This window comes from Chryseoglobus sp. 28M-23, assembly GCF_014789785.1.
GTDB classification, from domain to species: domain Bacteria; phylum Actinomycetota; class Actinomycetes; order Actinomycetales; family Microbacteriaceae; genus Microcella; species Microcella indica.
The window spans coordinates 818,281-831,223 of the sequence record NZ_CP061846.1 but is presented as its reverse complement, the minus strand read 5'-3'; the positions used below and the strand labels follow the sequence as shown (position 1 = coordinate 831,223).

Annotated in this window: 14 protein-coding genes; 1 reads left to right on the top strand and 13 read right to left on the bottom strand. The window is 63.3% G+C overall.

The window, feature by feature from the left end:
- Positions 1-37: 37 nt before the first annotated feature.
- Positions 38-763 (top strand): FadR/GntR family transcriptional regulator, encoded by a 726-nt coding sequence (locus IE160_RS04100; RefSeq protein ID WP_179873451.1) that lies wholly within the window; start codon positions 38-40, stop codon positions 761-763.
- 18 nt (positions 764-781) lie between these two features.
- On the opposite strand, the gene IE160_RS04095 is transcribed toward IE160_RS04100, so the two are convergent.
- The 13 genes from IE160_RS04095 to IE160_RS04035 form a co-directional block, all read right to left on the bottom strand.
- Positions 782-1,189 (bottom strand): Zn-ribbon domain-containing OB-fold protein, encoded by a 408-nt coding sequence (locus IE160_RS04095; protein WP_179873450.1) that lies wholly within the window; start codon positions 1,187-1,189, stop codon positions 782-784.
- Complete coding sequence (locus IE160_RS04090) at positions 1,186-2,349, bottom strand: thiolase C-terminal domain-containing protein (protein WP_179873449.1); 1,164 nt, start codon at positions 2,347-2,349, stop codon at positions 1,186-1,188. The genes IE160_RS04095 and IE160_RS04090 overlap by 4 nt, the downstream gene beginning before the upstream one ends.
- Before the next feature lie 26 nt (positions 2,350-2,375).
- Positions 2,376-3,161 carry an enoyl-CoA hydratase/isomerase family protein gene (locus tag IE160_RS04085; RefSeq protein ID WP_179873448.1) on the bottom strand — a complete coding sequence of 262 codons (786 nt, stop codon included), beginning with the start codon at positions 3,159-3,161 and terminating at the stop codon, positions 2,376-2,378.
- Positions 3,158-4,309: an acyl-CoA dehydrogenase family protein gene (locus tag IE160_RS04080; RefSeq protein WP_179873447.1), complete on the bottom strand. Its 1,152-nt coding sequence runs from the start codon at positions 4,307-4,309 to the stop codon at positions 3,158-3,160. The genes IE160_RS04085 and IE160_RS04080 overlap by 4 nt, the downstream gene beginning before the upstream one ends.
- Positions 4,310-4,313: 4 nt before the next feature.
- A complete protein-coding gene (locus tag IE160_RS04075) occupies positions 4,314-5,084 on the bottom strand; it encodes an enoyl-CoA hydratase/isomerase family protein (protein ID WP_179873860.1) in 771 nt (256 codons plus the stop codon).
- A gap of 1 nt (position 5,085) precedes the next feature.
- Positions 5,086-5,907, bottom strand: coding sequence for an enoyl-CoA hydratase-related protein (locus IE160_RS04070; protein WP_179873859.1), 822 nt, complete (start codon positions 5,905-5,907; stop codon positions 5,086-5,088).
- Positions 5,908-5,950: 43 nt separating this feature from the next.
- A complete protein-coding gene (locus tag IE160_RS04065; RefSeq protein WP_179873446.1) occupies positions 5,951-6,814 on the bottom strand; it encodes a 3-hydroxyacyl-CoA dehydrogenase family protein in 864 nt (287 codons plus the stop codon).
- A 68-nt stretch (positions 6,815-6,882) separates the two neighbouring features.
- Entirely contained in the window at positions 6,883-7,905 is a 1,023-nt protein-coding gene (locus IE160_RS04060) for an ABC transporter ATP-binding protein (protein WP_224744568.1), read from the bottom strand.
- Between the two features lie 65 nt (positions 7,906-7,970).
- Positions 7,971-8,996: an ABC transporter ATP-binding protein gene (locus IE160_RS04055; RefSeq protein WP_224744567.1), complete on the bottom strand. Its 1,026-nt coding sequence runs from the start codon at positions 8,994-8,996 to the stop codon at positions 7,971-7,973.
- A 5-nt stretch (positions 8,997-9,001) separates the two neighbouring features.
- Positions 9,002-9,886, bottom strand: a complete 885-nt coding sequence (locus tag IE160_RS04050) for an ABC transporter permease (protein WP_191151730.1) — start codon at positions 9,884-9,886, stop codon at positions 9,002-9,004.
- Entirely contained in the window at positions 9,883-10,830 is a 948-nt protein-coding gene (locus IE160_RS04045) for an ABC transporter permease (RefSeq protein ID WP_191151729.1), read from the bottom strand. Before IE160_RS04045 ends, IE160_RS04050 begins: the two co-directional genes overlap by 4 nt.
- A 130-nt stretch (positions 10,831-10,960) precedes the next feature.
- Entirely contained in the window at positions 10,961-12,520 is a 1,560-nt protein-coding gene (locus IE160_RS04040; RefSeq protein ID WP_191151728.1) for an ABC transporter substrate-binding protein, read from the bottom strand.
- Between the two features lie 101 nt (positions 12,521-12,621).
- Entirely contained in the window at positions 12,622-12,888 is a 267-nt protein-coding gene (locus tag IE160_RS04035; RefSeq protein ID WP_179873440.1) for a hypothetical protein, read from the bottom strand.
- Between the last annotated feature and the right edge of the window lie 55 nt (positions 12,889-12,943).

The window sequence follows — 12,943 nt, the reverse complement described above, 5'->3', positions numbered from 1 at the left end:
GCGGCCTCGTAGCGGCGCGATCCGATAGGTTCCAGTAATGCCTGAAGTAGTCTTCGACAAGATCAAGCAAGGAAAGCTTGCCGAGATCATCGCGGCGCAGATCCGCGGCGAAATCCGCAGTGGTGCTCTCGCCCTCGGCGATCGCCTCCCCCCAGAGCGCGAACTCATCGAGCAGCTCGGAGTCAGTCGGGCGACAGTGCGCGAGGCGCTCATGCTTCTCGAAGCCGACGGTTTCATTCAGATGCGCGCGGGTCGCCACGGAGGCGCCTATGTGACGAGCCCGAAGATCGAACGGCTCGCGACGATCCTCGATGTCATCCTGGCAGTTGAGCAGACAACCACCGAACAGCTCCTTGAGGCGCGCTCGCTCATGGAGCCGCTCGCGGTGCGTCTCGCCACCACCCGCGCGACCGAGAGCGACTTCGAGCGCATACGAGCATCGATCGAGCGGGCCGAGAAGCACCTCGGCTCGAGCGAGATCGTCGCTGAGGAGGCCGCGCGCTTCCATGTGCTCGTCGCCGAATCCACCCACAACGGCGTAGTCTCCGCGCTCACGGCGACGACTCAGCAGCTGATCTACAGCCGCGCCTTCCTGGAGTTTGGCACCGAGACAGCAGCGACTCTCCGCGCCCACCGGCGCATCCTCGACGCCATGCAGGCCCGCGACCCCGAAGCCGCAGTTCGCCGTATGGTGCGCCATGTTGACGCATTCCGAGATGTGCTCGATGCACCCCGGTCGATCGAGCTCGGGGGCGAGGGCTGACCTGGACATCAGGATACCTCAGGCCACTGGGCGGAACTTCGGGATTGCAAACTCTGCGGTGACGTCGTCAAAGACGACTTCGACCCGTTGCCCGATCTCGATCGCGTCTAGATCGGCCTTGACCACGTTCGAGATCATGGTGTGCGCGCCATCGACGCGGATAAGAGCGACGTTGTACGGAAGGTCCGGAGTCCATGCCTGATTGAACGACTGGTGGTAGACGATCCAGGACAACACCTCGCCCGTGCCCGGTAGCACCACCCAAACGTGCTCGGGCGACAGGCAGTTTGTGCACACTGGGCCGATAGGCCAGCGTCGATGACCGCACGCCGTGCACTCCTGGATCGTGAGTTCGTGCCGCTTGCAGGCTTCCCAGAACGGACCGCTGCCATCGGTGGGAACCGGAAGGGGTTTGTCATACGTCATTTTGTCAGCACCAATGCAGTCGCAGTGTTGAGGGCCATGCCACGGCCCGTGACTAGGCAGGTCTCGGCATCCGGCACCTGTCGAGGACCGGCTTCGCCTCGGATTTGTCGCACGCCTTCGACGATGTGCGTCCAACCCTGCATGTACGCGTCGGAGAGACTGCCCCCGTGGGTATTAGTGGGGAGCGTGGAACCCATCTTCAGGTTGCCGTCGGCCACAAAGGCACCGCTCTCGCCGCGCTTCACGAATCCGCCGTGCTCGAGCCAGAGCAGAACAGAGAACGTGAAGTTGTCGTACAGCTCCGCGACATCGATGTCTCCCGGGCCGAGACCCGAGGTTGCCCACGCCTCGTCGAGTACAGCCTTCTGATGAGGCAGGTACCACCAGTCGTCGGCTTCGCTCTTGCGAGCGGTGTACCCCTGCCCCATTCCAGCAATGCGCACGGGTGGCTTCGCGAGATCTCGCGCTCGCTCCGCCGAGCTGACGATGATCGCCACGCCGCCGTCAGAAATGAGGCAGCAGTCGAGCAGATGGAAGGGTTCGACGACCCAGCGCGACGCCTGATGGTCCTCGAGGGTTATCGGCTTGCCGTGCATTACTGCGTCCGGGTTGTTCTGAGCGTGCTCACGGAAAGTCACCGAGACGGCACCAAGCTGCTCGCTTGTCGTCCCGTACAAGGACATGTGGCGGCGCGCGCCGAGCGCGCTGTTGGCCTGGGGGCCGAACATGCCCCAAATTCCCCAGCTCAACCCCGGGTCACCGTTGGGAGAGTTAAACCTCTGCCCGCCGGTCAGCGCCGCGTCGCCGAAGACGCAGGCAACCGTCGTCGCAAGCCCGGCGTCGATGGCCATGATCGCTTCCTGCACGAGGGCTCCGGCGGTCGCGCCTCCCATCGACTTCGACCCCGCGTAGCGCGGATCGATGCCAGCCGCCTCGGCGAGGCGCAGATAGTGATTAGCACCTTCGCGAGAGGTGGTGCCGGGGTGGGTGAGAATTCCGTCAATCTCCGACTTGTCGATCCCAGCGTCGTCGATCGCTAGCTTGAGGGCCTCAAGACCGAGCCCGAGCGCCGTCGATCCCGGCATCTTGCCCATCCGGGTGCGTCCCACCCCGACGATCGCGCCGCGTCCGCTGAGACCACGGTGTGCTGTGCTGTCCATCTCTGTCTCCTTTGTCGAACGGCTAATCATCGACCGCGGAACACGGGAGGCCGCTTCTCGGCGAAGGCTGCGCGGCCCTCCGCCCTGTCTTCCGTGTCGCGGATCAGGTTGAACAAGGTGCGCTCGAGGATCAACCCCTCGGCGAGAGGCAGGTGGCGACCGCGAGCGACGGCCTGCTTGACGGCCTGGATGGCGAGGGGAGCGTTGTCGCCGATACGGTGCGCGATCTCCAGCACGGTGCCACGTAGCTCCTCTGGAGGGACCACTCCATTGATGAGTCCGGCGTCGCGAATTCGCTGTGCGTCCCAGCGATCACCTGTGAGCAGGAGTTCCATCGCGAGCGCGTGCGGTGCCTGCCGGATGATGCGCTGGGTCCCGCCGGCCCCCGGCATCGACCCGATGCGTACCTCCGGAAGTCCGAAAGTCGCTGTTGATGAGGCATACCGCAGATCACACGAGAGGGCAAGTTCGAATCCGGCGCCAAGCGCGTAGCCGTTGACCGCCGCGATCAGAGGCTTCCACACCTCCATACCCCGCGACAGGTGCTGCGGGGGCGGGCTGAACTGGTCCTCGAGCGCCGTGACGTCGGGCGCGCCACGGAGGTCCATCCCCGAGCAGAATGACTTATCACCGGCACCCGTGATGACGATTACCGCGATCGCGGGGTCTTCTCGGAACTCGGAGAGTGCCTCGCCGAGCGTCGCGATGAGCGTGGAGTTCAGGCTGTTGTGGGCATGGGGACGGTTGAGGGTCAGAATGCCGACAGCGCCTTCGCGTTCGACAAGGAGCTCCGCAATGCTTCCCTCGGTCATAGTCCGAGCGCCTTCGCGAGAATTCTATGCTGGATCTCCGTGGTGCCTTCGACGATCTGGAAATACCGGACGTCGCGGTACAACCTCTCGATGGGGGCTTCGCGCATGAAACCCATACCGCCGAACACTCGCATCATCTGGTCGACGACCCAGAGAGCCGTCTCGCTCGCCATGAGCTTCGCGTGCGCGACCTCCCGGACGGGAACTTCGGATCGAGAGTCGCACAGCACGGCCGCGCGATAGGTGAGGAGCCGGGCAGCAGCGATGCGAGCGTCCGCCTCGGCGAACTTCATCGAAATCTCTTGGAACCCGCCGATCTTGCGGCCGAAGGCGGTGCGCTCCTTGGCATACGCCAGACCGAGGTCGAACGCAGCGGTGGCGACGCCGAGCGACGCGGCGGAGATCAGGATGCGTCCGCGGATAAGCACATCGAGGATCTCCTCAATCTCGGAACCCTCGGCCGGTGAGATGCGCCGCGATTCGTCCAGGCGCACGTCATCGAAGACGAGCTCGCCGACTTGCGAGGAACGGCAACCCAGCTTCTCAAGCGTGCGCTCGACGGCGTAGCCCTCGTCGCCGGCCTCGACCATGTACACCGCGAACTTGCCATTGTCCTGCTTCGCGACGACGCCGACGGCTCCTGCGATCGGCCCATTGGTGATGAAGGTCTTGCGTCCGCGCAACACAGCACTAGACCCGGCGACCTCAACCGTCGTGCGGATGGCGCGCACATCCGAACCCGCGTCCGGCTCGGTCAGGCCCCAGGCCGTGATGAGTTCGCCCGCAATCGCCGGACGCAACCATCGCTCTTTCTGCTCGTCGGATCCGAATCGCGCGAGATAGGCGGTGCCAATCTGGCCCTGAATGCCGAGTCCAGCGGCGATTCCGGCACACACTCGCGAGACCTCCTCGCGGAAGATCATGTCCGGAAGCAGACCGGCATCGGAACCGCCCCAGCGCTCCTCGAACTGTAACCCCAGGAGGCCGGCGGACCCGGCCTTCGTGAACAACTCGAGCGGGAAGGTGGAGGTGCGCTCCGCCTCGTCTACGAGCGGTGCGACCTCCCGCTCCGCGAACGAGCGCGCAGACGATCGGAATTCTTCGAGTTCGGCCGGGAGCTGGAAGAGCTCCCCTACATTGCTAGTCATCGGATCACCTTGCTTCGAACCGCGGCGGGCGCTTCTCGGCGAAGGCTCGCGGCCCCTCCGCTGCGTCGGACGTCGCGAACAGTTTTTTGCTCAGTTTCTGCTCAAGAGCGAGAGCTTCGTCGAGCGGCAGGCCAGCTCCCTCGTCGACCGCCTTCTTCGCCGCTCGAACCGCGAGCGGGCCATTGGCCGCGATCGCCTCGGCGAGCTGCAGGGCGCGCGACATGAGATCCGCCGACGGTACAACTGCGTTGACCAGACCGAGCTCGTAGGCTCGCGCGGCCGAGATCGGCACGCCCGTCATGAGCATTTCCAGCGCGATTGCACGAGGAATCTCGCGAGCCAGACGCTGGGTCCCCCCACCTCCGGGCAGCAACCCCCACTTCGCCTCCGTCAACCCGAGCTGGGAGTTGTCGGCCGCGATACGCAGATCGCACGCAAGGACCATCTCCAGCCCACCGCCATACGCCGCGCCGTTCACAGCGGCGACGATGGGCTTGTCCGTATAGAAGTCCCGGGTGATGAAACCGAATGGTGGCGCTGTGTATGCGGGGTCGGCGCGCTCCGCTGGATCCATCTCTTTGAGGTCTGCACCGGCGCTGAACGCTCTGTCTCCCGCCCCGGTCAGCACCGCGACTCGCGCGCCGTCGTCCGAGGCGAATCCGGTGAATGCCTCCTCGAGACCTGCCCTCGTCTCCCGGTTGATCGCGTTGCGGGCCTCAGGGCGATCGATGGTGATGATCCGGACAAAGCCCTCTGACTCTACTCGGACGGACACGCTAGCTCGCGCTCGTGTAGAGCTCGGGGACGTCGCGCCGGAACTTGTTGAAGTCGGGCTTGCGCTTCTCAAGGAATGCCTTTGTGCCCTCCATCTGCTCCTCGGAACCGAGGTAGTTCGGCGCGAGCATGCGCTGCACAGAGAAGGTGGGATTGCGCAGGTTGTCCAGTGCACCCTCAAACGACGCCTTGTTCACGCGCAAGCACGTGGGGCTCTTCGCCAGGATTTCCTGGCACCACTGGTCGACTTCTTCGTCGAGCTTGTCATACGGCACGACCGCGTTGACGAGGCCCCAATCGAGCATTTGCGCGGCGGTGTACTTGCGGTTGAGGAACCACATCTCTCGAGCGCGCTTGTGCCCAATGATGGTCGACAGGCGAGCGACCGTGAAGCCGTCGGCTGGACTGCCGACCGACGGACCGTTCTGACCGAAGATGGCGTGATCGGCGGCGATCGTGAGGTCGCACGCATATGCCATGTGGTTGCCGCCGCCGATCGAGTAGCCGTTCACTCGCGCGATCACAGGCTTGAGGCAGCATCGGATGGCGTTGTGGATGTCAGGGAAGTAGTCATACGTGGCTTCGAGGCCGCCCTCGTCCTCCCACTTGACGTCGCCGCCCGCGCAGAACGCGCGGTCACCGGCCCCGGTGATCACGACCACGCCTACCTCACCGTCGAACGACGCGTCCTGGATAGCGAGCACCAGCTCGCGCATGGTGTGGTTGGTGTAGGCGTTGAGGGACTTGGGCCGGTTGATCGTAATCCGGGCGACGTGGTCAGCTTTCTCGTAGATGATGTCGGTGAATTCAGATGTGGCAACCATGACGTGATTCTCCTTCGGATCGGTGTTGTCTCGGGGTCTTTGCTCAGTCGGTGGGGTAGTCGTACCAGCCGCCGCCGGTCTTCCGACCGAGTCGGCCAGCCGCAACTCGGGAAACGAGGCTGGGCGGCGGCGCGAAACGCTCGCCATAGGCCTCGCGCAAATTTCGCGAGCCCTGGAGTGCGATGTCGAGGCCGTTGTAATCGTTGAGCTCGAACTGACCCATCGGGTGATTGAAGGCCAAACGCATGGCCTTGTCGAGGTCCTCCATCGAGGCGATACCCTCCTCATAGATCCGAATGCACTCCAGCCGCAACGCCATGATCGCTCGGGTGGTGATGAAACCTGGCGCATCACGCTGGCAGACGACACTCTCCTTGCCGAGCTGCTCAGCGAGCGCGACCGTGCGATCGAGCATCTCGTCCGACGTGAGCGTGCCGCGAATGATCTCGACGAGGCGCATCATCACAGGTGGATTGAAGAAGTGCATCCCGACCACCCGCTCAGGGTGGCTGGTCACCGAGGCGATGGCTGTGATGCTGAGCTGGCTGGTATTCGTGGCGAGAAGCGTCGACTCGTCGGCTCGACTGTCGAGATCGGCGAACACCTTCTGCTTGAGCTCGAGCACTTCAGGAACGGCCTCCACGACGACATCCGCGCCCGAGACCGCCTTGTCGAGGTCGTTGACGAATGACATCCGGCCGAGAATATTGTCGGATTGCTCCTGGCTAATCGAGCCCTTCTTGACGAAACGGTCAAGACTCGTGCGGACTCCCGAACGTGCCCGGTCCAAGGCCGCGGAATCGACGTCGAACACGCGCACGTCAATGGCCTGCATGGCGGCGAGTTGTCCAATACCGTGTCCCATCGTGCCCGAGCCGACGACGGCCAGTGTCTTCACGGATGTCATATCTTCTCCTTCGAGGCGATTATATCTTATTATAATATACTACAAAATAAGGATTGCCTAGTACACTGCTAGGCGCTCTCCGTTGGCGCCTCGCGAGGCGCAGTGCGCATCAGTTCCAACGGGACCGGTCGGCCCGCAAGCTTGGGTCCGCTCGTCTGGAGGTGACACGCGACCGTGCCACCTCCGTCGACGGGGGTGTGCTCCGGCCGGATGACGTGGCACGGTTCGAAGGCAGCTGGGCAACGAGACACGAACGGACACCCCGCCGGTCGCTGGGACGGGCTGGGGGGATCGCCCTGCAGCAACACCTTCGCCCGGGCACGACCGTGCGAAGGCTTCGCCTCCGGGACGGCTGAGAGCAAAGCGGCTGTGTACGGATGTGCGGGGCTGTCGACGACGCGATCTGCTGGCCCGAACTCGACGATCTGACCGAGATACATCACGGCGATGTCGCGACTCACATGTCGCACGACCGACAAGTCGTGCGAGATGAACAGGATGGTGACACCGAACTCCTGTTGCAGCTCAAGCAGCAGGTTGAGGATCTGCGACTGAATCGAAATGTCCAGGGCACTCACGGCCTCGTCGCAGACAAGGATCTTCGGGTTCGGCGCCAGAGCGCGTGCGATGGCCACGCGCTGGCGCTGGCCCCCGGACAGCTCGTCAGGGAACCGCCGAGCGTGCGTAGCCGACAGACCGACGCTGACCAGGAGCCGTTCGACCTCGGCATCCAGGTCGTCGCCCTTCAGCTTCCGGTGGAACGCGACCGGCTCGCCGATGATGTCACCGATGCGCATTGTCGGATTGAGCGAGGAGTAAGGGTCCTGGAACACCATCTGCATGGACCGGCGAGCACGACTCAAAGCCTTGCCACGCATCCCCGTCACGTCCGAACCGTCCAGCAGCACCTCGCCACTCGTGGTGCCCACCAGTCGCAGGAGCAACCGACCCACCGTCGACTTGCCTGAACCCGATTCACCCACCAATCCGAGGGTGCGGCCCGCGTGGAGGCTCAGGGTCACCTCGTCGACCGCACGCACCTGGCTACGGCTACGGCGGAACAGTGAAGAACGTCCGGCGAAGTCCTTCACGAGATTGAGACCCTCGAGCACTACGGGGCCCAACTCGTCCGAGCTGGCGGACGATTGCGTGGCCGTCATTCTCCTACTCCCGGCAAAGCGAGCTCCTCAGCGCGAACACATCGCACCGCACCGCCGTCGAGCCCACGCAGAGGTATCGGCTCCACATCACACCGTCCGTGCTGAACAAAATCACAACGGGCCGCGAAACGACAACCCGACGCGACATGACCGAGGGCTGGCGGAGATCCGCGAAGCACTGAGAGCTGCTGAAGTGGCGGCTGGTTCTCCGGTAGCGACTGCAGAAGCGCCGACGAGTAGGGGTGCCGCGGGCGGACGAAGAAGGGGTCTATGGGGGCCTGCTCGACGATCTGCCCGGCATACATGACCATTACCCGATCGCAGAATTCAGCGATAACCGCAAGATCGTGGCTGATGAGCACGATCGACATGTCCATTTCGGCACGCAACCGTCGGAGCAGATCAAGGATCTGCGCCTGCGTCGTGACGTCGAGTGCCGTCGTGGGCTCATCGGCGATGAGCAGACTCGGTCGGCAGGCGATTGCCATCGCGATGCACACTCTTTGTCGCAGACCTCCGGAAAGCTCATGCGGATAGGCATCGGCGCGTCGTTCGGGATCGGATATCTCGACAAGGCGGAAGTCCTCGATCACCTGAGCGCGAGCCTCGGCCCGACTGACACCGTTGTGCCGACGGATCACCTCGGCGACTTGATCGCCGACACGGTATGCGGGATCAAGTGCCGTCATCGGCTCCTGGAAGATCATCCCCACCTGGCTGCCCCGGATCGCGCGCAGATCGCGCTCGGGCAGGGCGGTGACGTCGACCCCATTGAACAAGATCCGACCTCCGCGCTGACGCGAGATGCGCTTCGGCACGAGACCGATGAGCGACATCGCCAACGTCGATTTGCCCGAACCCGACTCGCCGACCAGTCCAACGACCTCTCCTGCACCGACCGTCAGGCTGATGTCGTCGAGCACCGGTAGATACTCACGCCCCGGAGCGATGTCGAGCGAGAATCCCTCGACACTCAGTAGCGGTGCCGCGTCGGTTTTCGTCGCCGCGTCCGTGCGTTCCATCGTCGTCATCCTTCTCGACCTCCTGTTACCTCATCACGGAGCACGTCACCGAGCGTGTTGAACGCCAGAGACGTGAAGAAGATCACGAGTCCCGGCGCGAGCACGAGCCACGGTGCAATCTCGATGTACGCCTTGCTACCGCCGATCATCGACCCCCAGCTCGCGTCCGGTGGCTGAACGCCGAGACCCAGATAACTCAGGCTGGACTCGATGATGAGAGTGAGACCGAGCATGAAGGAGATCTGGATGATGAGAGCCGGCCAGGCGTTGGGGAGCATGTGCGCCCAGATGACGCGATGTCTCGGAATTCCGGTCGATATGGCGGCTTCGACAAACGTCTCGCTACGAACGAAGAGGATCTGCCCGCGCACAATTCGCAGGAATCTAGGCGCATAAGCGATACCGACGGCGAGCATCGCATTACCCAGACCTGGGCCGAGAATGGCGACGATGGCGAGTGCGAGGAAGAGCGATGGGAAGCTCAGCAGCACGTCCGCGATGCGCGTCACGATCGTGTCGAACCAGCCACCGAGGTAACCCGCTAGGACACCCGGCAGCACGCCGAAGACTAAACCGATCCCGACCGCTTGGAACGTCGCTGAGAGCGACACCCGCCCGGCGACGAGAAGCCGTGAAAACACGTCCCGTCCCAAGTCGTCGGTTCCGAGCACGTGCTCGAAGCTCGGCGCTTGAAGGACGCCGCGCAGGTCGTTCTGGTTCGGATCGAAGGGCGTGATCCATGGGCCCAGCAGTGAGATCACCACGAGTACTACGAGGAAGATGATGCTCACCAATCCCGCGGGCCGCGCGATGATGCGGCGAGCGAGACCTCGACGACGCCGAGAGGACTCCACGGGAATGACCGCAGTGGCCGGGGACGGGGGGGTCATTGAACTCTCACCTTCGGATTGATCAACGCATAGGCGAGATCGGTCAAGAAGCTCGCCACCACCACGAGCAGCACGGTGAAGAGAATCACGCCCTGCAGAACCTGAATGTCTCGCGAGAAAACGGCCTGTACCATCTGGCTGCCGATACCCGGTAGGTCGAAGACGGCTTCCACCACGACTGCGGAACCTATGGCGATCGGCACCTGCAGCCCGAGTGTGGTCACTGCCGGACCGAGCGCTGATCGCAGCGCGTGCTTCCCGACGACGCTCACTTCGGACAGGCCAACCGAGCGCATGGTGCGCACGTAATCGCGACGAAGATGGTCACCGAGCGACGCCCGCAACTGGCGGGTCAACTCTGCCGCCAGTGCGTGGCCCAAGGTGATGGCGGGCAGCAGCAAATGAAGGAACCATTGCCCAGGATTTTCAGTGATCGAAACATAGCCTGTGGCGGGCAACCATCCTAGCGTCAGGCTAAACAAGAGCACCAACAAGATGGCGAACCAGAAGTTGGGGATGGCTATACCCGACGTCGCGATGGCGAGGGAAACGCGGTCAGCCACACCGTTGGGGTGCAGTGCCGCGACGATACCGAGGGGAAGCGCGATGAGAAGCGCGACAAGGAAGCTGAGCAGGACGAGACTGAGGGTGACGGGCACCTTGCGCATCAGGATGTCGGTGACCGGTTCGTTCGTGCTGAACGAAATCCCCAGGTCGCCCGTCGCGGCATTGACGACGAAGTCGAAGAACCGTGTCACGAGGGGTTTGTCGAGCCCGAGCTGTTCGCGGTACTGGGCGATCAGCTCTGGTGTCGCCGACTCGCCTCCCGCTCGTGCGATCGCGGCGTCACCCGGGAGCAGCGAGGTGAGCACGAAGACGACGAGTGCAGCAATGAGCATTTGCGGGATGAGTGCGAGGAGGCGGCGGATGATGAAACTCAGCATGACCTTGCCGATCGGAAGAGTCCTTCGGTATTACGCGTCATTGCGGTTTCCTCGATTCCACCGCCCCCTCGATGGGACGGCCATTTTCCACTGGAGAGTCTGTGGTTCTCGGCCGGCGCCGTTGATCAGATCACTCGGCGGCGAGCACTCCTACGTTCAGGAAGTTGGCCTTGCCGGTCAATTCCGTCGAGTACCCGACGACGTTGTCCCTGATGACCGTGGTCACGCCGGGGAACATCAGCGGGATCATCCGAGAATCCTTCATGATCAGTTCCGACGCCTCGCGGAACAGTTGCCCGCGCTCATCCTGGTCGCCACTAGCTCGCGCCTGTTCGAGCAATTCGGCCAGTTCCGGATCAGTGATCTTCGAAGGATTGTTGAGACCGGACGGCCCGAACAGGTTGTCTAGCGTCTGCGACGGGTCGGCGCGACCTCCCCACGGCGTGAAGTAGGCGGCAACGGCGTTCTGGTAGTAGAACGCGTCGAGTAGCGCTGGACCCTCCATGGTGATGATGTTGGTCTCAATTCCGACCTCGGCGAGCATTCCGGCGACCGCCTGAGTTGCCTGAACACGGAAGGGCTGCGAGTTCGTCTGAAAGTCGAATGAGAAGCCGTCGGGATAGCCTGCCTCAGCCAGCAGCTCACGAGCCTTGTCCGGGTCGTAGGGGTACATCTCCTCGAGTTCAGGATCGTTGGCGAAGTATCCCGGCGGGAAGGGTTGCCACGCAATGATGCCGGTGCCGCGGTAGATGCCCTCGAGAAGTGCCTCGCGATCGATCGCGTAGTTGATCGCCTCGCGGACAAGCGGATCGTCGAAGGGCGGGATTGAAATGTTCAACCCGATGTGGTCGATCGCCAACGCCGCGTCGGTGCGCACTTCGAGACTCGAGTCCGCGGATGCGAGCTGGACCTGTGCGGCAGAGATCTGCGCGACATCGACCTCGCCCGCGCGGATCGCGTTAAGGCGGGTGTCGTCGTCGTCGATCAACCGGATCGTGAGCGAGGCAAGGAGCACCGAGTCGGGGTCGTAGTAGTCATCGAACCGCTCGACCGTGAGGTGTTCTCCGGGTGCGTAATCGACGGACTTCCACGGCCCCGCGCCGACAGGCTCGATGGCGAGGTTTGTGCCGTCGTCGAACGCCGTCGGGGAGATGATCATGCCGCTACGATCCGCGAGCTTCGCCGGCAACGCAGCGTCGGGCGCCGACAGCTCGATCGCCACAGTTCGGTCATCGGTTGCCTCCACCGCACTCACGGTGGACAGGTCGCCCTTCACGCTCGAGGTCTCGAGGTTCATGGCTCGTTCCAGGTTGGCAACGACAGCGTCAGCGTCCAACGTCGTGCCGTCGTGGAATGTCAACCCTTCGCGCAACGTGAGAGTCAACGCATCCTCCGTGAGCTCCCACGTCTCGGCGAGCCCGGGCGCCACCGAGCCGTCATCGTTGTAGCTCAAGATGCTCGCGTACACCGGGAGCAGCCAGGGCAGGTCCTGGGACGAGGTGCCCTCATGTGGGTCGAGACTGGTCGCCGGTTCGAAGTAGCCGAACGTGAGGCTCCCATTCGGATCGATGTCTTGCTCAGGTCCCTCGGTCGCCGCGGGGCCGCAAGCCGTCAACACTAGGGCGGCAAGAGCCACCGTCGCTGTCGATGTAAAGCGGCGCAATCGCCGCGGACTCATGTCATTCATCATCGAACTCCTGGTTGTAGGGGATGCCGAGACAACATCGTCGCGGCCCGTCCAGCATAATCTGATAAGAGTAAACCATGTCAAGGGTTCCGATCACAATCGGGTCAATTTCCGCGATCGGCGACGGCATGTGGGTGATCGAGCAGGCCGACCTCGGCGAATCGAACGTCGCCTTCACCAACTGCTACGTGCTCGAGGACACCGCGGGCGATGTTCACCTCATCGATCCCGGTGAGAAGCAATGCGTCGACGTAGGGGGCCTGCTCGAGCGGACCGCCCGCGGCGCGAGCGAGCAGCACCGAGAGGTACACGATGAACGTGATGATGCCGACGATGAGGCCGACCCACGCTCCCTTTTCTTCATACGCCACGAGGCGCTCCTTCACTGAGGGGGAATGTCAGGTTTTCTCGACACTCTGACAGTAA

Coding starts and splice junctions, on each gene's coding strand:
- IE160_RS04100 (WP_179873451.1), top strand. CDS start 38: ATGCCTGAAGTAGTCTTCGACAAGATCAAGCAAGGAAAGCTTGCCGAG.
- IE160_RS04095 (WP_179873450.1), bottom strand. CDS start 1,189: ATGACGTATGACAAACCCCTTCCGGTTCCCACCGATGGCAGCGGTCCG.
- IE160_RS04090 (WP_179873449.1), bottom strand. CDS start 2,349: ATGGACAGCACAGCACACCGTGGTCTCAGCGGACGCGGCGCGATCGTC.
- IE160_RS04085 (WP_179873448.1), bottom strand. CDS start 3,161: ATGACCGAGGGAAGCATTGCGGAGCTCCTTGTCGAACGCGAAGGCGCT.
- IE160_RS04080 (WP_179873447.1), bottom strand. CDS start 4,309: ATGACTAGCAATGTAGGGGAGCTCTTCCAGCTCCCGGCCGAACTCGAA.
- IE160_RS04070 (WP_179873859.1), bottom strand. CDS start 5,907: ATGGTTGCCACATCTGAATTCACCGACATCATCTACGAGAAAGCTGAC.
- IE160_RS04065 (WP_179873446.1), bottom strand. CDS start 6,814: ATGACATCCGTGAAGACACTGGCCGTCGTCGGCTCGGGCACGATGGGA.
- IE160_RS04055 (WP_224744567.1), bottom strand. CDS start 8,996: ATGGAACGCACGGACGCGGCGACGAAAACCGACGCGGCACCGCTACTG.
- IE160_RS04050 (WP_191151730.1), bottom strand. CDS start 9,886: ATGACCCCCCCGTCCCCGGCCACTGCGGTCATTCCCGTGGAGTCCTCT.
- IE160_RS04045 (WP_191151729.1), bottom strand. CDS start 10,830: ATGCTGAGTTTCATCATCCGCCGCCTCCTCGCACTCATCCCGCAAATG.
- IE160_RS04040 (WP_191151728.1), bottom strand. CDS start 12,520: ATGATGAATGACATGAGTCCGCGGCGATTGCGCCGCTTTACATCGACA.